Consider the following 21,116-nt stretch of genomic DNA (forward strand, 5'->3'; position numbering starts at 1 on the left):
GATTTCTGCTTTTTGATAAAGTTAATGACATTGTTCAAATTTGACATTTTTCTATATATATTTCTCTTATAATTTTTCCTGAAATGTCCTTTTACAAATAACGGATTTGAGGCATTCTCACGCATTGCAATTCGAGTATTTTCATCACTAAAAATATTCCCTCCCTTACTATACGGCCTAAGCATGTGTCTCTGACACCCTTTACAAATTATATCAATCGCCAATATAACTACTATGATTTCTTTTATTAACTCCAACACATCTTTTCACCTAATTCCTTTCAGATGAAGATTCGGGATAACATCATACGATCTTATATACACGCTTTACAATTGATTTGTCTTTTCCATAATACAAATGTGAATATATCGTAACTTTTCCATTATATCTCCGTTCTTCTCCTATAATCGGTCCCATATAACCAGAATATCCTTTTGAGACACCTCTTGAAGCCCCATTTCCTCTTACTGTCGAACTAGTCATATTATAAATTCCTCTTTTAGTTTTTCGTTTGAACTGATTTCCTGCAATTTCATTTAACTGCGTTCTTATATTTATGTCCTTTACTTCAGCATTACTACTAACTTTAAATTTCCATTTAGCTTCTATGCCTGCAAAGTCATTTCCTTTGCCACCAAAATATGCAAGAGCTCCACTAACTGTAGCCTGACACGCAATTTCCATACCATCATCTTCGTTCATAATTCCACTTATCACACTTGTTGCTACATTTGTGACAATTTGCCATCCTACCGTTGCAGCACTCGCACCTACTGCCATTACAATACCATCTAACGTAGCCTGTGCAACAGTTTTCATGTTCAACTCTTTTTTTTCAAATACTAACTGATAACCGAGAGAAATTCCAGCACCGACTGCTCCGGCCAATAACACCTGCCATATATTACCCTTACTATCGCTTCTTACAATTGGATTCTGGTTACAATAAATATAAAGATTTCTATTATGAAAAGTTTCTAATGATGCTTCCACTGTTGTTATTGCATCAGACCCAATAAACCTTCTCAACCCCGGGTCATAATACCGGTTTTTGAGATAGTACATTCCTGTTTCATTGTCGTAATAATAACCTCTGTAGCGGAATGGGTTCTGGATGCCTACGGTGTCTTTGAGGCTGCCGGTAATGCTTAACAGTTTTCCCCAACTGTCATAAACATAGTTTACTACAGTTTTTCCAGAATCGTCAACCAGTGCCACAATATCATTCTGAACATTTCTCACGTAGTAATAGTATTTTCCAGCAATAATTATTGCCACAAGATTTGCACCTGAATCATAAACATACCATGTAGTCCCTCCATTACAGGTTTCAGATGCAAGCAGATCTCCTGCCATATGATAATTTGTGATAACGCCATCCACCACTTTCTTCACTCTGGCACCGGTATGATCATAAAAATACTGAGCTTTTCTACCATTATCTACACAGGCAAGTTTACGTCCCATCGTCCATGTGTAAACAGTATCTCCCCTGGTAAGCATATTGCCGACTGCATCATAAGTCATGGCAGTACCATCCCAATTCAGGAGCTGGTCTTTCCATGTGCTACTGTATGTACCAGTTTCCTCGTGAACCGGAGTTTCCGGTAAGGTTCCCTCGGTGTACGCATATTCTTTTACAGACTTCAGATTGCCACCCTGATCGTATGCATAGACAATTGTTTTGTCCTGGCTCTGACTGTTTTCACGAATCAGCTGATTACGTTCATCATACTGGAAGGTGTCTTTTAAAATTTTCTCTGTCGAACCCTTATGTGGTACTCTTTGAATTTCCGTAATATTTCCGTTTCGATCATATTTATAACTGTAGCTGCATTCCTGTACATCCATTTCAGACGGTAATGCGTATTCTTTATTTTTCTCTGCATCTGGATATTTATATGTCATAGACATACTTGTATCACCGTTCTCCGCAGAAAAACTTTGTTTGGTTACTCTTCCAAGATTGTCATAATCTGTAGATCTGGTAAATTTACCTGCCACACGAACTTCTTTTTCTCGTCCATCCTTATCATAGGTATATCCTGTTGTCAGTTTTGCTCTGCCATCTGTATGGAACATTCTGATCATCTGATTATTTGCATCATAAGTATATTCATAGCATACGCCGCTTTCGTCACGTACACGCATCAGTCGGTCAAGGAAATCATAATCCAGTTCATAAGTTTTGCCAGATAAATGATTTGTCACCTTGCAAAGGCTTCCCTCTTTATTATAAATATAACTGTTCAGTCGCTGTTCTGATGATCCTGCTGGCTTCAGATAGCTTATAGAAAAACGATCCTGTGTGTCGTAAGTGTAGCGAATTTCATCGCCATTTGCATAAATTGTTTTCAGCAGCTTTCCATTCTGTGCTTCGTACTCATAAGAAACCACCTGATTACCTGCAATTGATGCAGCAGCAGTGTTTCCAAACACGTCATAGGTAAATCCATAGCTAAATCCATTATGCTCAATCCCCGCAAGCCTGTCTTTTGTGTAGGTGTAGATGTTTTTTACCACCTGTTTTTTTCCATCAACCGTTACATTCTGAGAAACAGATATAAGACGTTCTGCCTTATCATAACCATAGGAAAGCTTGTTTCCTTCCCCATCCGTCAGTGAGCGGAGCAGATCTCTGGATGTATCCCATTCATACTGTACTTTATTTCCTTCTGCATCGGTCACAGCTGATACATGGTTCTTGTCAGCAGTAAAAGTACGTTCCACCCAGATGCCTTTCTCCGTTTCATCCGGCTTCACAACTCCGCTGCGTGTAATATTTCCTTTATCATCGTAGACAAGTCGGTTCAGAATTCCCATAGAAGATTTTCCACTGATCACATTATGTTTTTTGTCATATGTGTAAGTGTATTTGCTTCCCTTCGGATCTGTAATACCCGTCAGATCACTTCCGGCATTGTACTCAAATTTTGTTGCATTCTTCTGAGAATCTACCGCTGAAACCAGGTTGTTCTTATCATCATATGTATAGGTCTGTCCAAACTCTTCACGATAAAGAGACAGACCGTCAAAATACGCTGTATTTGCATTTTTGCAATAAGTATAGGAAATTTTTACTTTGCTGTAGTCTTTCTTGGCGACATAAATATCACTCAGGAACTGCCAGTCCAGAATATCCGGGCTGAAATTTGTGTAATGCACATCAGTTGTGTCATCTGCTGCCACAAAAACAACTTCGACACCAAATCGGCGATTCTTATCATTGTCTGTTTTCGAAAGACAGGTTCCCCTTCCCCATGCGTTTACCATGAAGGTATCGCCTTTCTTTCCTGTAAGATCCAGAACCTTTGTCAGTCGTTTGGATACTTTCGGCTCACCCATAAAGCGGAAAATATGTTTTTCCAGTCCTCCGACACCTTCTGTGACTGTTTCTGATGCCAGACGGTATACTGCCGGTTCCTGCTTTAATGTGCAATATCTGGATGGGACAAAGCAGAATCTTCTTTCATGTATCCGGTATAGCGTTTTTTATCAATCTGCATTCCCAGATAGAGCCAGTTTTTTCCATCCGCATCTGTTTTTACAGAACGCACCGCCGCACATGTTCCTCTTGGAATTGCTTCTTCTACAATGCTTCCGCTGTCCGATGCTGAAGATCGTAAAACCGCACCGGAAACTCCAACCACTGCCGAATGGTCTCCTGTATTGCCTCCCAGATACGCAGTTGCATGACCACCATGAAGATATCCCCGCTTTCCTGCCGCAGTACGTACCTTGTACCAGTAGATATCTTCATTTTTCTCATAACAGAGTGCATACAGATGTGTACCTTTTGTCACTTCCACAACCTTTGTGCCGTTTAAGGATGGAGTTGCATAGACTGTACTCTTTGCAGCAGACACGACGATTGCACTCTGCACCGGAATAATATTAGAGGTTCCAACAGAAGTCAGTCCATCCTCAAAACTTCCTGTTTTTGTAAAACCAGATGTGGTTCCAAGATGGAAGTCTCCATTATCCACCAGATTGCAGCGGCTGACTGTACTTCCTGTTTCCAGCTGTGCCATATCACCATATACTGTGCAGATCGTATGCATTGCCACCAGATAAACTCTCACAGAAGTTTTTACAATATCTGCCGGAAGTGTAAATGTTTTGTGCAGATGGATAAAATCTGTTGTTGTCGATTTCAGCTGTTCACTGTCTTCATAATGCCATACATTATCCTTATCCTGATATTTTGCTCTCAAGAACACTGCACCGTCTGATGCACGATCCATTTTTGTAACTTTTACAAACATAGAAACTGTGTATGTCTGTCCTTTGAGAAGTGACACATCCTGATACCAGCATACAGATCCTGTCTTTGCCGTGCTCTCCAGTTTTAATGATCGATTGCCAACTTTACATAACGCAGTATTCGTATTGATTTCAGTCTTTCCGCTGCCATCTGAACTGATTTCTGTTTTCCAGCCACACGTTGCAGCCTGAATGATCGGATCTTTCAGAAGCTGAACAACATTTGTCTGTAACTTTGTTGCATTTTCCAGGCAATTCACATGATTTCCACTGCAGTTATATTTTCCACTGGCTGCATGTCCGAATCCATCATGAATGTGAATCAGGTTTCCGCTGTTGTTAAAACGGTATATTTCGCTTCGTTTTTTATTGTCTGTAAACTTCGTGCTGTTGTATCCATAAGTCAGAGACAGACTGTTGCCCTTCTGTGTTCCGGCATATTCTGTAATACTCTTTACACGATAAGGTTTTGTTCCGTAATAACCGTATTTTACAGAATATCCGTCAATATTATGAACTTCTGTCAGCATATGATTTCCATTGTAGACGTATTTTACTTTTTCGCCGTCAATATCTGTAATGCCTGTAAGATTGCCGCTGCCGTAAGTAAATGTCTTTTTATTTCCGGAAGGACCTGTAATCTGTGTCAGTGTAGTACGTTTTCCATTATTGTCTAACAGGTAATCAAGCGTTGTTTTTCTTCCTGATCCATCTGTAATGGAAATGATTCTCTGCTCTGCCCAGGATATGGATAAACAATTTCCATTTTTATCCTGAACTTTTACCAGCCATCCATTACGGAACCGGAGCTGATTATCTTCTTTGTCATGAATTACAAGCTGCTCTGTTCCATCCGTGTGAATTGTGAGAGTCTGCTCCAGACCAGATTCGTCTTTCCATTTCTTCTCAGTAGAATCATAATAAAAATAATGAATCGTACCATCTCCGTCTGTATGTTTGTAATAATCAGTGCCTCCAATCTTTGTTTTTACCAGTGTCTGATGATAGTTCAGTGCAAATCCATATCCATATCCCAGATCTGTGGCACAGTTGTTACTGTTATACACATGCGAAAGTGCCATAGGCTCAAGGCTGCCTTCTGTGTTCATCGTGTCATGAATCATGATCAGATTTCCATTATAATCATTCACATGAACTGTCCCGGCTCTTCCCGCATCCTGACTGTGATAAGTCCAGTAATCTTCCAGACCAGAATAGTTCACATAAGAAATATCAATTCTCGGTCTCATATCCTGGTATCCATTGTCACAATCGGATGAAAGAAATTCTGTATATCCAGATAATTCATAATCGTCTTTCAGCATCAGACCATAGTTTCCACCATTCTGATACCAGTCTTTCACCATACGGGTGATATCCATGGTGATATATTTCTGTTTATCGCCTTTATAACAGCACAGATCTTCTATTGTTTCAGAGTACAGCGGCTTATTATACCAGTTAATAGAATTCGAGTTCCATGCATGAAGAACTTTATGTACTTCTACAGTACGTTCTTTGTTGTCCTCTGCCAGAGATACAAGCACCAGTCTGGCACTCACTACCATATCTCCGGTTTTCATTTCAGGAAGCTCAAAACGTATAAAGCTTCTCTGTACTTCATCTCCTCCCATCGTTTTCAGAATAATACTTTTCTGAAAATTATCCTCTTCATACAGAGAATCCACATGGGCATCATAGATTTCGGAAGCTTTCTTTGATGTAGTTGTTACCGGGTCGATCACAACTGGGTAGATACGTTCCTGGGCTTTCAACCACATCTGATTCGGGAGAAATGTAATGCGGCAAATATTCTCTTCCAGATTTTCTGATTTAAGAAGAATCGCTTCTGTTTTTTCAGCTTTAACAGAAGCCGCTGCACCTTCCATTCCCCATCGTAGAGCACAAGTGTCCATTGTAAGTGATGCCGTTGCTGCCGGTTCTGCACTGTCCATCAGCTGAATCGCCAGCTTGCCTTTATTATTGCAGAATTTTCTGTTTCCCGTTCCGCCAATACTTCTTCCAAATGCAACTTCCTCTAATGTGTCATCCATTTCTTTCCAGCTTCCATCCTCATCTTCATAATGGACTGGTTCCATATAGATTTCTACTGTTCGGGAGTGATCCTGATTTTCGAACACCTTACGGTTTGCTGTACGTTTCTCTTTTAATTCTGAGCGTGTAATTTTTTCTTTTGTCATTTGTATGTTCTCCTTTTATATGATTTTATTTTAGATAATGTAAATTTTCCGGAATTAATTTACATTTAAAATCATATATCAAGAACATACGTTTGTATATATCAAAACAGATTGCTTTGTTACCAGTTATGATATGTTTTTATATTCCAGGATTCCATTTTTAATTTTGCAGTACGCGGTTTAAAATATCTGCGAATGGCTCCATAGCGTTTTTTACTTCCTGGACGGTGTTGGTCTGGGCTCCGGCTTCGACGAGGACGGATCTTGGGCGCAGGTGGAGGTTGTAACGGTATCCGGCGAGGTAGATACCTCTGTAAAAATCTGGATAATACTGTGCCGCCTGGTATTCCATCTGGAATGAAAACGCCAGGTTGTCCTGAATGTATGGGTTCGGCAGATAAGTAAGGTTTCCTCGCGCGATCGTATAGCTCAGTCCATTGTAAAACATGATCTGCGCGGTTGGTTTTCCATTGATCTCAGTCACGAGGTGTCGGTTTTCGGGCACGCCGTCACGGTGGAGGTCGATCACAACTTCTATCGAAGGATTTTCTTCCAGAATCATTTCCAGATACGGTCCCGCATAATCATAGGCGGCACTGCGGTCCAGCTCGCCGCTTTCCATATCGAAGGCTTCTGTCACGTGAATCACCTGATATCCGTAGTTTTTAGCCAGTAGTTCTGTCAGGTAATTTCCCACACCGATGATCGTATCTTCAACCGCGCCTTCTCTTGAATCCGCAAAAGCTTCCTGCGAATGTGTATGATAGAGCAAAATCTGCGGTTTCGCGGCATCTTTCTGTATGGTCAGGTCTTCTCCGAGAAGTTCTGCTGCATTTAACTGATCTGCATTTGTAGTGGTCTGTGAATCTACGATGAAAAACTGATTCATGAGGTAGTCGTAATCTGCGAGGGTCTGCGGTGAGAGGTCGATGCGCGGTGCAGGCTGTATGCTGTTTGAAGCCAAGATAGTCTGCGTTACTTCCGGTATGACAGTGGCAGGTTTGTCCTGCTGAGATTTATCTGTTTCTTTTTCAGAATCTTTTTCTGTCTGTTTTATATTTTCATCTTCAGAAGGCTCTTTTTGCTGCTGTTTATCCTCTTCTTTTGTCTTTATTTCTGTCTGTGCCTGTCCCGGTTCTGCCTCCGCTGTAACTGTCGACTCTGTTTTCTTCACACCTTCTGTCGTCTCTGTTGGCTCCACATCTTCTGTTTTTCTCTCTACATCTTCAGCCTGTCCCACAGAATTCTCCGCCACGGCTTTCTCCTGCTCGTCCCGCACCTCTTCATTCTCTTTTTCCACCATCGCGCCGAGAGATTCCGTATGGTTTTCCACAATCTTCGCATACGTATCGGGGTCTTTCCGCTGGAAATCACGGGCAGCTTTCCGCTCAAGAAATCGAAACAGCGGCAGCTGCCTGTACACATTTTTCTGCAGGATAAAAGAACCCGGCATCACTGCCAGCACAGCAAAAAAAGCCAGGCACATGAGAGTACAGATCGTCTTCCGGGTCCTTGTCACAGAATCACCTCTTTCAAGGTATCCTATGATAAAAGCCCCGGAATTATGCCCGTTCCTGTTACTCTTCCTTCCATTTACAGAATCCACTTCCACTGCATGCGATCACACTTCAGAAAAAGCGATATTCAGCCCTTCTGAGATCGTAAAGCTCAGATATTTCACCGTCTCGTCCACATCCTTCGGTGTCACAAACATACTGTAAAGATTCGGTGCGATCATCTCCTCCAGAAATTCCTTCTGCTCCGTTTCCTCCAATGCATCCAGAAGGTGCTCCATTGAATCATGCACGATCGTCGCCGCATCCACAACTGTCGGCACGCCGATCCCGATCACTTTCACCTGAAGATTTTCTTCCGTGAGACCATTCCTGTGATTTCCTACTCCGGATCCCGGGTGAATTCCCGTATCTGTGATCTGGATCGTCCGGTTCAACCTCCGCACGCTCCGCGCTGCAAGTGCATCGATTGCAACCACCACATCTGGCTTTGTCTCTGAGACAACGCCCTGCACGATCTCCGCTGTCTCCATCCCTGTCTGCGCCATAACACCCGGCACGATCCCGCTGACGCAGTGTATTTTTTCCTGCCCGATCCCGCGAATCCCATACTCCCTTATGAGATGCCGTGTCATATGAAGGTTCTCGATCACATGCGGTCCCAGTGCATCTGCTGTGATCGCCGCATTTCCAAGTCCCACTACAAGGATCGACCGCTCCTTTTCCAGATCGATCAATTCTCTCAGATGCCGTGAGATCTCCTGTGAAATTTCTCTGTGATAATCCTCATCCGCATTTGAAAGATCCGGAGCTTCTATTGTAATATAATTTCCTTGCGGACGCCCCATGGACTTCGCCCCGTTTTCTGTGACAATCTTCACGACCGTTGTCCGGATGTCTTTTTCCTCATCGTAGTCTTCCTGGATCTCCACACCCCGGATCTCCGTATTTTCCTGTGCAAACCGCTCCGTTGTTTCCAGTGCAAGGTCTGTTCGAATCCTTCTGCTGCCAGCCATATCGTATCCTCCTGATGCTGTATGATTTGATTACTGTTCTCCCCATTCACAGTAACCTGGTCAAAATCCCTTCCAGATCACCTGCAATGCCAGGATTTTGCCTTGTATATCGTGCATAACTGTGAAAGTACTGAACCATCACTATTACTTTTTGTAATTCCCGGAATAATTATGTACAAAAAACCAAGGATAAATCTGGTCAGACTTTCAAAGTTGCTATATTCTGTCATTTTTTTGACATTTATGGATTTTCCTATTGACAATCCAGGATAAATATAATAATATATATAAGCATGTTTACAGGAACGCCCGTGTCTGTTTCTGTGACAACGACACATTATTATAAATCTGAAATGGAGGTGTACCAATTGGCTAACATCAAATCTGCAAAGAAAAGAATTTTAGTAAACAGAACTAAAGCTGCTAGAAACAAATCTATCCGTTCTGCTGTTAAAACTTCCATCAAGAAAGTAGAAACTGCAGTTCAGAAAAACGATAAAGCTGCTGCACAGGCTGCTCTTACAGAGGCTATCTCTACAATCAGCAAAGCAACATCTAAAGGTGTTTATCACAAAAACAACTGTGCAAGAAAGATTTCCCGTCTGTCTAAAGCTGTCAACAGCATTGGCTAATTCAGGAAATTACAGTTTTTAATTATAAGCTTATAATTAAAAGGACAGTCACAAACCGTCAGTGACTGTCTTTTTTATTGCCTTTATTTATAATCTGTTTTCAATCTTGCTAATGTACTTTTTCAAAAGGATTGCCCATTCCGCAATATGTTCACTGGTAAAATGATGTGCCAGTCCACTGATACTGATCGCCGCATAAACATTTTTGTTACGGTCAAATATCGGCATTGCAACACATTTTATTCCAAACTCATGCTCCATATCATCGATTGCATATCCTCTCTGACGCGTGCGTAAAAGCTCCTGCCTGAATTCTTCCTTATCCGTAATACTATTTTCCGTAAACGCCTTCATCTCATGTGTAGTCAGATAATCCTCTATCGTACGCTCATTCATATTCGCCAGCATTGCTTTGCCAATTCCAGTGCAGTACATCTGTGCCCTCTCGCCAAGAATTGAACGCATCAGTTCAACAGAATCTGCCGGATACATGGAATCCAGATACAAAACTTCTGATCGGTACGGCACTGCCAGATATACTCGTTCCCTTGTCTGATTAGAAAGCTCCTGCAGGTACGGTGTCGCAATCTTTGTGATAGAATACGTATCTCCAAGCGCTTTGCTTAAAGTAAACACCTGAATACCCAGACGATATTTTCCTGTCTCTTCGTCCTGCTCCAGATATTCCATTGCCTTAAGCGTAGACAAAATATTATGTACTGTACTTTTGTATATTCCAAAGTATTCACTGATCTCAGTCACTCCGAGTACAGGTTTGACTGTAAAAAGATTCAGAATTTCCAGTGCTTTTTGAAGACTTTTCACTTTAATCTCATTATTATCTACCATATATTGATTCTTCTCCTTCCTGCCTTGATAATGTCATTTCTTTTTCATACATAGCCCCATCATCTGTTCTAATGTATCATTCTAATTTCCATCGCAGGCAAAGATTTTTTTGTATAATATTATAACATCTGCAATTTTTTCATTCAAGATTTTTCCATATTTTATTATAAAATTGCAATATTTTCGTTTATTATATCTATTTTGCACAAAAAACAGGGCATGTGCAGCGCATACCCCGTTCTCTGTCAGTTTGTTTTCTGCCAGGCAGTTACTTATTATTATACCATTCAGCAACTTCATCCAGTTCCGTCTTCGCGTCCGCATCCTGGAACACTACATTCTGAACTGCCTTTACAAGTTTTGTACAGAGTTCTGTGTAATCTGCCGGATAAAATGTAATTTCACCGGTTTTTGCATATTCACTCCACATCTGCATACTGTCATACATCTCATTCTCTTTGACGGATTCATCATCAAACACACCTGTACGAACCGGCATACAATTTGCAGATACCCACTGGATCTGATTCTCTTCAGACAGATAGAATTTAATGAAATCCATTGCCATTTCCGGATCCTGTGCATATTTACCGATTGCAAGTGTCTGACCAGCTACATATGCCGGTGCAGATTCACCCTCTTTTTCTCCAGGGATCGGGCAGGAGGCAAAATCCTCTGCATAATTTGAAGTCATGATCGTTGCTGCACGCTGTGTTCCTGCATTTACAGCATCCACAGTACCACTCTTAAATGCATCTACCACATCATCATATGCCATGTTCATGGTTGTCTGATCCATAGAGCCATTATCAACCAGTTCTTTGATGAAATTAACAACTTTTACGCCTGCATCACTGTTAAATACTGCTTTTCCATCTTTATCCAAGAAATCACCGCCAGCCGAACGGATCCACGGAATAAATGTCTCAATAAGTCCGGTTCCATTTCCATCTTCGCTTAATCCGAGCGCAAAACCAAGGGAAGTATCCGTAGATGCTTTCGAACTCTGTTCAAGCAGATCATCCCATGACTGTGGAGCACTGTCATAAAGATCGCTTCTGTACCACATTGCAGTTACACGGCTTTCCCATGGAAGGGAATAAATTTCCCCATCACTCTGGGTGAGTTTATCTGAGGTATAAATATAATCTCCCATCTCGGTAATAAAATCTTTCGCATAATCCGTCATTGGCTGAACTGTTCCGGCATCTATATGCTGTTTCAGCTGATCAGAGAAACAGTTAATGATATCCGGGCCTTTTCCTGCTGCCGCTGCCTGGATTGCCTGGGATTCAAATACACTGTAGTTGAAACTTTCTACCGTAACTGTATTTCCATATTGGTTGGTCTCATTATATTCTTTTACAATATTAGACAGCACCACACTTCTCGGATCTTCGGTAGATTTTGGATCCAGAAAGATCCAGAAAGTCATATCCTTTCCGCCTTTATCCGTGTCAGAATCTTTTGAGTCTGTATTCTCTGCAACCTCTGTAGTTTCCGAAGTATCCGATGCCTGTTCTTTTGCAGAATCCCCCGAACCGCAGCCAAACAGTGACATAGTCATAGCCATAGAAAGTGCAATACCCAAACCTTTTTTTAATGTTTTTGCCTTCATAAATCTCTTCTCCTTTTCTTGTCGCATTATCCCTTGACTGCTCCTGCCGCCATTCCTTCCACAAATCTTTTCTGCATACAGATGAACAGAATAATGATCGGAATAATTGAAATCATAACTGCTGCCATCAGAAGTCCCCATTTAATACCATACTGCGTAATATACTGATAAAGGCCTACTGAAATCATTTTCTTCTCGCTTGCTGTAATAAAGGAACTTGATACAAGATAATCATTCCATACATACACTGCCGAAAGAAGTGCTGCTGATACAATACCCGGCTGGGAAATCGGAAGGATCAGTTTATAAAAAGCTTTTGATTTCGAACAGCCATCAATGATTCCTGCTTCTACAATTTCCATAGGAAGTTTCCGGAAAAAACCTTCCATGATCCATGTAAGGATCGGCGTCCTCCATGCAGTATAGATCAGTACCAGAAGAATCCTTGTATTATACAGATTCAGTTTTACACTGAGCATGTACAGTGGTACAAGAAGTGCAACTGGCGGTACCATACTGGTCATCAATATAAAGAAGGAAATTCCTTTTCTGAATCGGATGTTAAAGAATGTAAGCGCGTATGCCGCATGAGCTGCTACAAATGTTGCCATCACGATACTGATCAGTGTTATAAGCAGACTGTTTTTCATATAGAGCATAAAGTCAGATTTCGTAACTACATCAATAAAGTTATTCCATGTAATTTCTTTTGGTATGATCTCCGGTGGAAACATTGTCACTGCACTGTCCGTTTTCAGTGCAGTGGACAGCCCCCACAGAACCGGAAACAATGAAACGATCGCTGCTGCGATAAGGGCAATAACCGTCAGAAAATCCAGCCCCGGCGTTTTACCAAGAGAACTTTTTCTTTTTCCCATTGTTTCGCCTCCTAATTGTCGTTGGTTTTCAGGATTCTTACATAAAACAGACTAAATACAATATTCAGAAGGAAGATAATAATACTGTACGCTGCTGCTATGTCCATATGCCAATAGTCAAATCCATTCTGATAAGCTGCCAGACTCAGTGTCTGTGTCGCATTAAACGGTCCGCCTGCTGTCAGTACGTAGATTAAAGTTACCATATTGAAATATTCAATACTCTGCATAACAAGTGCAGTGACCATGGTCGGACGGATCATCGGGAGAGTCAGTTTCCAGTAGATCATTTTTCTTGAAGCACCATCTACCTGCGCCGCCTCGATCAACTCCGGCGAAATCGTCTGCAGTGCTGCTATAGTCAGAATAATTACGACCGGAACCGTATTCCATACGTTTACAATAACTACCAGGATTTTTGCAATGATTGCTGAACTGAAAAGATCCATTTTTTTACCTGTCAGCTGATAAGCCCAGGAGGTGATCAGTCCATAGTTTCCATTAAGAAGCCATTTCCACAGGAGCGCAGTAACTGTCTGCGATAATGTCCAAGGAATGATGATCATAGTACGGAAAATTGTCATTCCTCTAATCTTTCGGTTCAGAAGAGTTCCGACTCCGATACCGATCGGCATCGCCAGTAGCAGGGATAAAACTACATAAACAATTGAATTGATTATATTTTTCAGTCCATCTGACTCAACCATAACAGATATATAATTTTTCAATCCTACAAATTCCCCAACCATTGCATACTGCGTTTTGTGAAAACTGGTATATACAGCTTCAAAAATCGGAATAACAGTAAAGCAGCATATCAACAGTAACGCCGGTGCAAGAAAAAGAATTGCTCTTCCGGTATCACCTTTCTTTTTTCTCATTTTTTCCATTGTGTTACTCCCTTTTCGCTGAAAGTTTCAGTTTTTAATCCTCATATTCCTTCAAAATTTCTGGAAGAGTGATCAGATTGCCTTCATGTTCTTTGATGTATTCCTGTGCGATCTTTCTTGCTCTCGCTTTTTCTGCTTTTGCCTTTTCTTCATCTCTGTAAACAGAAGCACCAAGGCGAATCAGTTCTTCCTGAATTTCTTTTACTTCCTGCTCTCTTGGCTGGACATGGTTCTTTGCACACACAGCTGCTGCAACACCGGAAGCCTGTCCGATTCCCATGATACCGCCCTGTGTTCTGTAAGATCCATGAGCCTCACTTGTTCCAGAAATGCACCGGCCGGAAAGGATCAGTCCATCAATATGTTTTGGGATCAGACATCTGTACGGAATATCATAAGTGTCTTTCGGAACTTTCCACACACCACCGTTTCCATATCCTTCTTTTCCATCCGGATTGTGAAGGTCGATCGGAAAATATCCTCTTGAAACTACATCCTCGAATTTTCTTCCTTCGTAGACATCCATGCCGGTAAGTGTATGCATGCCTTCGATATGTCTTGTTTCACGAACGCCAATCTCAGCATTGGTAACGCTTACAAATGCATTTTCAAATCCCGGAACATACTTAATCATAAATTCTGATACAGAATTGATCTGCCTTCTTCCGTCAATCTCGCTTTCTGTTCTCTTTACGACATCCGTAGCATCCAGTCCGCAGATTCTGGTCGCATTAAAATGCATGGTGTTTGGATGAATGCCATTCAGTACGATCACGGAGTCTCGTCCAAATTCCAGGTCACCTGCCTCGACTGCTTTTTTTACCAGCTTCTTAAATCCCTGTCCAACAAAATAATGCTGTTTCAGTCGATCATCAAACTCTCTCATTGGAACGATATCTGATAAAAATTCAAAATCTTCCTGATTCTCCTGAATGTAGCGGAATACTTTTTCTGTATCTACATTTGCCATCTCAAACATTGCGGAAGAAGGACTAAATTTGTGTTCCACCGGATCACCGATGCAGTAATTTTCTCCACACCTTACAGCAATGTCCCCATCACCGGTCGCATCTACGATAACGTGAGCAGAAAAGTGAAGTCTGTCTCCGCCTTTTGAAACGGTTGTGAGTCCAGTCAGTTTAAAGTTATCGCAGTCTACAGAATCGATCATGGAATGATACAGAATATCTACGCCAAATTCTTTCAGCATTTCAACCGCTACATATTTATACTTTTCCCTGTCATAGAATCCAAGAGAATCTCCACTTCCATAAGGATCCAGCGTTTTCATATGCCCGGTACTTCCGGCTTCTTTTACCATACGATCCATAAAATCCTGTGGAATACCATTGATCACCTGTTCATCTTTATAATGAAACGGAGAAATCGGGCCAAGGACACTGGCTGTTGCCGCTCCACCTAAGAATCCGTTCTTTTCAATAAGAAGTGTATCTGCGCCTAATTTTCCGGAAGCCATTGCTGCCATGATTCCCGCCGGTCCACCGCCTACAACAATAACATCATAAATCTGTTTCATCTTTATCTCTCCTTCTTATTTTGAAATAAATTCCATTGCTCTGTCTGAAAGTTCTTTTATCTGTCGTAACTCTGACAACTCTGTTTCACTGATATAGTCTGCTGTATTTTTTCTAGTCCGTGCTTTGATGGAAAATCCGATTTCTTTCGCAAGATATGTTTTTGCACTTAACGGATAGTTTTTCAGTTCTATGAAAGAACACGGTGTAAGTATATCCTGTAAATATTCTGCCTTCTCAGGTTCCTTTTCCCAGTTCTCCAGCAGCCATGCATACAGTGCCGGGTGGAAGTTCGCCATAACTCCGCTGTAGCCAGCCGCACCATACTTCATACTTTCCAGAAGTGTGGAAGTATTGGCATTGTATAATTTCATATTGCTGCCTTTCATGATCTCAAGTTTTTTCCTGATTCCCTCGATATCACAACATGTGTCTTTCAGGAAATAAAACCTTCCACTGTCCGCACAAAATTCTACAACTTTTGGAGAAAGAATTCTTTTGTACGGATATGGGCATTCATAAAATCCAAGCGGAAGATTTTCTGGAAGTTCACTCATGATATTCTTTAATCTTTCGATCAGAACTTCGTCAGATTCATTTGCCGCTGCCAGACGGTTGGATAAAAGGATTACTGCATCTGCGCCTGCTTCGGCAATTCCGTTTAACTCCTGGATCTGGTCATGCAGGGAATAGGAAACATGACCTGATGAAATAACGGGAACTCTTCCATTTGCTGCTTTTTTGATGAAACGAGTGAGTTCTTCTCTTTCTTCCATAGAAAGATAAAACATTTCACTTGACTGGCACACCGCAAATAATCCAGAGGATCCTTCCTTTATGTACCAGTTTATAAGCTCTTCCAGAGCTGGATAATCTACATCGCCGTTTTGCTGTAAGGGAGTCAGCATAACCGGCCACATGCCATTTGGAAATTTTTTCTCCATCTTGCTCTCCTTGTTCTTTATTATTGAACTCCGTTCTCATGGGTGATCTTTAAAAAATCTCGATCGCTCGAGCTCTTTGTTCTTTATTATTGAACATCGTTCTTTATATTTATATATTATCATATTCATCCTTCTAACACAATAGACTATATCAACTAATATTTGAGTGTTTTTTTGTATATTATCTCCAATATTTAAATGAGCTGCTGAAAGTTATCACACTTAGCAGCAGCTCATTTGCATTATCTTCTTTTATCAGCCTCCGAGTTCCACCATACGGTTAATGCAGCGGCCGGCTCCTTCCATTACATTCTCCGGAAGTTCGATCACTTCTCCGCCTGTTCCTTTGAGGCAGTTGTAAATATCCATCAGAGTGGTGATCTTCATGTTCATACAGGTCAGCATGACAGACAGTGGATAAAATTTCTTATCCGGGCATTCGAACTGTAAATGTTCTACGATGCTGTTCTCTGTTCCGATGATGAATTCTTTGTTCGGAGATTTTTTTGCAAAATCCATGATTCCTGTTGTGGAACCAACGTAGTCGGCTTTCTCTACGACTTCTTCACGGCATTCCGGATGTACCAGAAGAAGTGCGTCCGGATGTGCCTGTTTTGCTTTTTCGACATCTTTGGCACTGACTACGATATGTCTTGGACATCCACCTTTGTAGAATGCGAATGTTTTCTCCGGAAGTTTCTCAGCTACGAAGCGTCCGAGGTTCGGGTCCGGGATAAAAAGGATCTTGTCGTTTTCCAGTTTGCTGCAGATCTGGACTGCGGAAGAAGAAGTCACGCACACGTCGCACTCTGTCTTGAGTTCAGAAGTTGTGTTAATGTAGGCAACAACTGCATGATCCGGATATTCTGCCTTGAGTTTGCGAAGACCTTCCAGGTCAAGCTGCTCTGCCATTGGACATCCTGCAACCGGGTTTGCAAGCCAGACTTTTTTGTCCGGGCTTAATACTTTGCAGGTTTCTGCCATAAAACGCACACCGCACATGATCACGCCGCTGCAGTCGCTCTTGGCAGCCTGCACGCTGAGTCCGTAGGAGTCTCCCATATAATCTGCAACTTCCAGGATCTCCTGTCCCTGATAAGCATGTGCAAGGATGCAGACATCCTGCTCTTTTTTCATACGCAGGATCTCCTGCTGAATTTCTTTGATCGTCATAACTTTATCTTTCCTTTCCCTGTAGTCTGTTCCCAGGGCTGAAGCGGTGCAAGGAATCCTGCCTCTCCCAGTTGTTTCTCGATCAGATCAAGTCTCTCCTCACTGGATGCCTCGATCAAATGGTAATGATATCCGGATGTGGCACTTGAAAGTACCGTTGAACGGCTGTTCCTGAGTGCTTCTGCAAATTCATTTACATCCTGTCTGGAACGGATATCCATCTCAGCCGTAACTCGTCCGTAAACACGGTGGCTGATGCTTATATTTTTGACATGACCGCCACAGTCCACGATCAGATTCAGCTCCTCCGCTGCTTTGTCCTGACTGTGGCGTACCTTGAATTCTCTTGTAAAACTACTGTCCTGCTGTATCACATATCCTTTTGTTGTAGAGAGGATTCCTGGCGTAGATGCCCGGATCACTGCCAGATCCTGTACAATGACCTGACGGCTGACCCCAAATCTGCCTGCCAGTTCTCTCGCTGCCACCGGGGCATCCGCATTGTGGAGGATCTTAAGGATTTCTCCACGTCTTTCCGCGGTGTTCATAAGATTCCCTCCTCTCACACTGCATGAAGATTCTTCATGGAAATGTCAAGGATCGGTGCGGAATGTGTCAGTGCACCGCTGGAAACAAAATCAACGCCGATCTCACGGATCTTCTGGATATTTTCTTTTGTGATGTTTCCGGAGCATTCTGTCTGTGCTCTTCCGTCGATCAGTTCAACTGCCTGTTTCATTACTTCCGGTGTCATGTTGTCGAGCATGATGATGTCTGCTCCTGCCTCTACTGCTTCTTTAACCTGATCCAGAGTCTCTACCTCGATCTCGATCTTGCGGACAAACGGTGCGTAAGCTTTTGCCATCTGAACGGCTTTTGTGACACTTCCTGCTGCTCCGATGTGGTTGTCTTTAAGAAGAACTCCATCAGAAAGATTATATCTGTGATTACAGCCGCCTCCGACTCTTACTGCATATTTCTCGAATACACGGCAGTTTGGTGTGGTCTTACGGGTATCAAGAAGAGTGACATTGCTTCCCTCGAGAAGTTTTGCAACCTGTCTGGTATAGGTTGCGATACCGCTCATTCTCTGAAGGTAGTTGAGTGCTACTCTCTCTCCGGAAAGGAGAACACGGATGTCACCTGTTACCGTTGCCATCAGATCACCTTTTTTGACTTCATCACCGTCTTTGCAGTGAAAATCGATCTCTGTTTTTTCGTCAAGGATTGTAAATACTCTTGCGTAAATGTCAAGACCTGCTACAACACCATCTTCTTTTGCGATAAGGTCTACGGTTCCCTTAGTTGCAGTCGGCATAACTGCGTTTGTGGAAACGTCCTCGCTTGTGATATCTTCCTGTAATGCCATGCGGATCAGCTGATCTGCCTGCATTTTCATTGTAATTTCGTTCATGCTCTTTTCATCCTTTCGATTTCATTCCATACCATTTTGTGATAGCCGTCGAGGATCGCGTCGCGGTCTTCGTACATGCTGGTATCTATTGTATTGACCGGGCATTTTTCCGGTTTTCCTGCAAATATAATATCATCTGCTGCCCTTCTTGCAAAGACCAGAGATTCCAGAAGGGAGTTGCTGGCCAGACGGTTTTTGCCGTGAACGCCGTTGCAGCTTGTCTCACCGCAGGCATAAAGCCCCTTCATGGAGGTGCGGCTTCCGAGGTCTGCCTGGATTCCTCCCATGAAGTAATGCTGTGCCGGAACTACCGGGATCAGCTCTTTGCACGGGTCAAAGCCCTCTTCCATGCATCTGTGGAAAATATTCGGGAAGTGTTTCAGGATCGTTTCTTCGCCGAGAGGACGCATGTCTTCCCAGACAAATTCTGTGTCGTCTTTCTCCATCTGTGCGAAGATTGCCTGGCTTAAGAGGTCACGTGGCTGAAGTTCTTCTGTGAATCGCTGTCCGTTCTTATCGTACAAGAGTGCTCCCTCGCCTCTTACAGATTCGGAGATCAGGAAGCGTCTACCTGGTTTGTGGGAATACAGGGTTGTCGGGTGGATCTGCACGTAATCCAGATGTTCGAGTACTACCTGATGTTTCATTGCAATTCCGAGACCGTCACCGGCGATGTGCGGGAAGTTGGTGGAGTTTTTGTAAAGTCCGCCGAGACCGCCGCAGGCAAGGACTACATATGGAGAGCGGACCGGATATACGTTATTCTTCTCATCCATGATGATAACACCGCCGCAGATGTTGTCCTTTGCGATCAGATCGACCATGGTCATGTATTCGCAGATCTCGATGTTGTCCCTAGTCTGGGCTTCGCTCAAGAGTGTCTGAGTGATCTGTTTGCCTGTGACATCCTCGTAAAAAAGGATTCGTGGCTGTGAGTGTGCGCCTTCTCTGGTGAATGCGAGTTCGCCATTTGCATCACGTTCGAAGGTGACATTGTGGCGGATGAGATCGCGGATGATGCTGTTGGAACTGCGGATCATGAGGTCTACGGCTTTTTTGTTGTTTTCGTAATGACCTGCACGCATGGTGTCTTCAAAATAGTTGTCATAATCTTCTTCGCCGCGGAGCATGCAGATTCCGCCCTGTGCAAGAAAGGAATCAGACTGGTCTGCCTGTTGCTTTGTGATCATCAGAACTTTCATCCTGGAAGGCAGATTCAGAGCGCAGTAAAGCCCTGCGGCTCCGGTTCCTACTATTATGGCGTCGTAATATTCTTTCATTTCTTTATCCTCTCGCCGGATAATCCGGACTTTCCTTTTATCATTTCCGCCAGTATACCACCAGACATGATAGGTGTCAAGACACCTGTGTATATTGTCATAGACATCAACAAGACGAATAATATGATTTATCAAAAAAGCTGGTCAGATTTCACTTCTAACCAGCTTCATAAACATATGATTTACTTTTTCTTTACTATACCTCAAACCTCTTCCAACATTTTCTTCAGTTCACAGACTTCATAACCTGTATACTGTGCTATCTTCTCAAATGGCTCTCCTGCATTAAACATCTGACGTACTATTTCTTTTTTTCCAATATCATAGCCGCTTCCATAACCCGTGTCATATCCTATATTATATCCTGCCTCATACTCTGCCTTCCGGAGTTTCTTTTCTTCCTCTTCTTTGTCATATTCGAATATACTCATCGCGATAACCTCCGATTTATGCTTTCGAAGGAATTCTGCAAGGATTCCATTTTGAATACAATCGTTTACTGCCTGTTCTACAGCAGCATTCAGTTCAGTGGTCCTTGCGTATTCCCGCACTTTTGCTACATATTGTGCATATTCTCTCAGTATATGGCACTGCTCCATTAGATCTCTGTTATGGCCTTCGTTGATATTCAGGGTCAGTACTTCCTGTCATATGCAGGAGCCCAAGAACGTATCGTGCTATTTTCATTGCCACTTCGAACCCCTGCTTTCTGAATTTAATTGGATTTAAAAGCATGGATTTCTGAAATGATTTTAGAAAATAAATAGACGGCAAAAATGCCCTGAACTTTTGAGAAATATGCTTTGTTTTATATTAGCATCCTTTTCGTCTTCAGTGAATCAACAACTCTATCCTCACACGACTGAAGTCGCGTGCTTCCGGACGCTTTAGGCGTCAGACTAAATATCG

At 42.4% G+C, this 21,116-nt stretch carries 17 protein-coding genes; 1 reads left to right on the top strand and 16 read right to left on the bottom strand.

The genetic code is table 11. The features are described from left to right. From QZL69_RS00870 to gpr, 5 genes are all read right to left on the bottom strand, one after another. On the bottom strand, window positions 1–260 hold a 260-nt coding region (locus QZL69_RS00870; RefSeq protein WP_291517652.1), incomplete at its 3' end, for a hypothetical protein. Between the two features lie 43 nt (window positions 261–303). Beyond that, entirely contained in the window at window positions 304–3,345 is a 3,042-nt protein-coding gene (locus tag QZL69_RS00875; RefSeq protein ID WP_022213347.1) for an RHS repeat-associated core domain-containing protein, read from the bottom strand. Between the two features lie 83 nt (window positions 3,346–3,428). Continuing rightward, window positions 3,429–6,464, bottom strand: coding sequence for a DNRLRE domain-containing protein (locus QZL69_RS00880; protein ID WP_022213348.1), 3,036 nt, complete (start codon window positions 6,462–6,464; stop codon window positions 3,429–3,431). Window positions 6,465–6,624: 160 nt separating this feature from the next. After that, a complete protein-coding gene (locus QZL69_RS00885; RefSeq protein WP_022213349.1) occupies window positions 6,625–7,983 on the bottom strand; it encodes a stage II sporulation protein P in 1,359 nt (452 codons plus the stop codon). A gap of 102 nt (window positions 7,984–8,085) precedes the next feature. After that, window positions 8,086–8,994 (bottom strand): GPR endopeptidase, encoded by a 909-nt coding sequence (gpr, locus tag QZL69_RS00890; RefSeq protein ID WP_022213350.1) that lies wholly within the window; start codon window positions 8,992–8,994, stop codon window positions 8,086–8,088. A gap of 353 nt (window positions 8,995–9,347) precedes the next feature. Here gpr and rpsT point away from each other — a divergent pair, with 353 nt between their 5' ends. Further along, on the top strand, window positions 9,348–9,626 hold the full coding sequence (rpsT, locus tag QZL69_RS00895) for a 30S ribosomal protein S20 (RefSeq protein WP_070100264.1): 279 nt from the start codon (window positions 9,348–9,350) through the stop codon (window positions 9,624–9,626). Window positions 9,627–9,713: 87 nt separating this feature from the next. Here the strand turns inward: rpsT and QZL69_RS00900 are convergent, their stop codons facing one another. From QZL69_RS00900 to QZL69_RS00950, 11 genes are all read right to left on the bottom strand, one after another. Next, window positions 9,714–10,475, bottom strand: a complete 762-nt coding sequence (locus QZL69_RS00900; protein WP_022213352.1) for an IclR family transcriptional regulator — start codon at window positions 10,473–10,475, stop codon at window positions 9,714–9,716. Window positions 10,476–10,743: 268 nt separating this feature from the next. Continuing rightward, window positions 10,744–12,093 carry an ABC transporter substrate-binding protein gene (locus tag QZL69_RS00905; RefSeq protein ID WP_022213353.1) on the bottom strand — a complete coding sequence of 450 codons (1,350 nt, stop codon included), beginning with the start codon at window positions 12,091–12,093 and terminating at the stop codon, window positions 10,744–10,746. Window positions 12,094–12,119: 26 nt separating this feature from the next. Beyond that, on the bottom strand, window positions 12,120–12,971 hold the full coding sequence (locus tag QZL69_RS00910; protein ID WP_005425473.1) for a carbohydrate ABC transporter permease: 852 nt from the start codon (window positions 12,969–12,971) through the stop codon (window positions 12,120–12,122). A gap of 11 nt (window positions 12,972–12,982) precedes the next feature. Next, window positions 12,983–13,861, bottom strand: coding sequence for a carbohydrate ABC transporter permease (locus QZL69_RS00915; protein ID WP_005425475.1), 879 nt, complete (start codon window positions 13,859–13,861; stop codon window positions 12,983–12,985). 34 nt (window positions 13,862–13,895) lie between these two features. Continuing rightward, a complete protein-coding gene (locus QZL69_RS00920) occupies window positions 13,896–15,398 on the bottom strand; it encodes an FAD-dependent oxidoreductase (protein ID WP_005425477.1) in 1,503 nt (500 codons plus the stop codon). 15 nt (window positions 15,399–15,413) lie between these two features. After that, window positions 15,414–16,340, bottom strand: a complete 927-nt coding sequence (locus QZL69_RS00925; RefSeq protein ID WP_005425479.1) for a dihydrodipicolinate synthase family protein — start codon at window positions 16,338–16,340, stop codon at window positions 15,414–15,416. A gap of 255 nt (window positions 16,341–16,595) precedes the next feature. Further along, window positions 16,596–17,513, bottom strand: a complete 918-nt coding sequence (gene nadA / locus QZL69_RS00930; protein WP_022213354.1) for a quinolinate synthase NadA — start codon at window positions 17,511–17,513, stop codon at window positions 16,596–16,598. Then, window positions 17,510–18,061, bottom strand: coding sequence for a transcription repressor NadR (locus tag QZL69_RS00935; RefSeq protein ID WP_022213355.1), 552 nt, complete (start codon window positions 18,059–18,061; stop codon window positions 17,510–17,512). Before QZL69_RS00935 ends, nadA begins: the two co-directional genes overlap by 4 nt. Window positions 18,062–18,075: 14 nt before the next feature. Continuing rightward, a complete protein-coding gene (gene nadC / locus QZL69_RS00940; protein ID WP_022213356.1) occupies window positions 18,076–18,927 on the bottom strand; it encodes a carboxylating nicotinate-nucleotide diphosphorylase in 852 nt (283 codons plus the stop codon). Continuing rightward, the gene (locus tag QZL69_RS00945) at window positions 18,924–20,207 is read right to left on the bottom strand and encodes an L-aspartate oxidase (RefSeq protein ID WP_022213357.1); all 1,284 of its coding nucleotides are present in this window, start codon (window positions 20,205–20,207) and stop codon (window positions 18,924–18,926) included. Before QZL69_RS00945 ends, nadC begins: the two co-directional genes overlap by 4 nt. A gap of 203 nt (window positions 20,208–20,410) precedes the next feature. Continuing rightward, window positions 20,411–20,806 (bottom strand): hypothetical protein, encoded by a 396-nt coding sequence (locus QZL69_RS00950; RefSeq protein WP_022213358.1) that lies wholly within the window; start codon window positions 20,804–20,806, stop codon window positions 20,411–20,413. Window positions 20,807–21,116 lie beyond the last annotated feature (310 nt).

Origin of the sequence: Blautia sp. CAG:237 (genome assembly GCF_000436615.1) — a bacterium.
Lineage (GTDB): Bacteria > Bacillota > Clostridia > Lachnospirales > Lachnospiraceae > Blautia_A > Blautia_A intestinihominis.

Excerpts from the sequence above, each read along its gene's own strand:
- QZL69_RS00915 (WP_005425475.1), bottom strand. The coding sequence starts at position 13,861 with ATGGAAAAAATGAGAAAAAAGAAAGGTGATACCGGAAGAGCAATTCTT.
- QZL69_RS00935 (WP_022213355.1), bottom strand. The coding sequence starts at position 18,061 with ATGAACACCGCGGAAAGACGTGGAGAAATCCTTAAGATCCTCCACAAT.
- nadC (WP_022213356.1), bottom strand. The coding sequence starts at position 18,927 with ATGAACGAAATTACAATGAAAATGCAGGCAGATCAGCTGATCCGCATG.
- QZL69_RS00875 (WP_022213347.1), bottom strand. The coding sequence starts at position 3,345 with ATGGGTGAGCCGAAAGTATCCAAACGACTGACAAAGGTTCTGGATCTT.
- QZL69_RS00950 (WP_022213358.1), bottom strand. The coding sequence starts at position 20,806 with ATGGAGCAGTGCCATATACTGAGAGAATATGCACAATATGTAGCAAAA.
- QZL69_RS00910 (WP_005425473.1), bottom strand. The coding sequence starts at position 12,971 with ATGGGAAAAAGAAAAAGTTCTCTTGGTAAAACGCCGGGGCTGGATTTT.
- nadA (WP_022213354.1), bottom strand. The coding sequence starts at position 17,513 with ATGACGATCAAAGAAATTCAGCAGGAGATCCTGCGTATGAAAAAAGAG.
- gpr (WP_022213350.1), bottom strand. The coding sequence starts at position 8,994 with ATGGCTGGCAGCAGAAGGATTCGAACAGACCTTGCACTGGAAACAACG.
- QZL69_RS00945 (WP_022213357.1), bottom strand. The coding sequence starts at position 20,207 with ATGAAAGAATATTACGACGCCATAATAGTAGGAACCGGAGCCGCAGGG.
- QZL69_RS00900 (WP_022213352.1), bottom strand. The coding sequence starts at position 10,475 with ATGGTAGATAATAATGAGATTAAAGTGAAAAGTCTTCAAAAAGCACTG.
- QZL69_RS00880 (WP_022213348.1), bottom strand. The coding sequence starts at position 6,464 with ATGACAAAAGAAAAAATTACACGCTCAGAATTAAAAGAGAAACGTACA.
- QZL69_RS00905 (WP_022213353.1), bottom strand. The coding sequence starts at position 12,093 with ATGAAGGCAAAAACATTAAAAAAAGGTTTGGGTATTGCACTTTCTATG.
- QZL69_RS00920 (WP_005425477.1), bottom strand. The coding sequence starts at position 15,398 with ATGAAACAGATTTATGATGTTATTGTTGTAGGCGGTGGACCGGCGGGA.
- rpsT (WP_070100264.1), top strand. The coding sequence starts at position 9,348 with ATGGAGGTGTACCAATTGGCTAACATCAAATCTGCAAAGAAAAGAATT.
- QZL69_RS00925 (WP_005425479.1), bottom strand. The coding sequence starts at position 16,340 with ATGGAGAAAAAATTTCCAAATGGCATGTGGCCGGTTATGCTGACTCCC.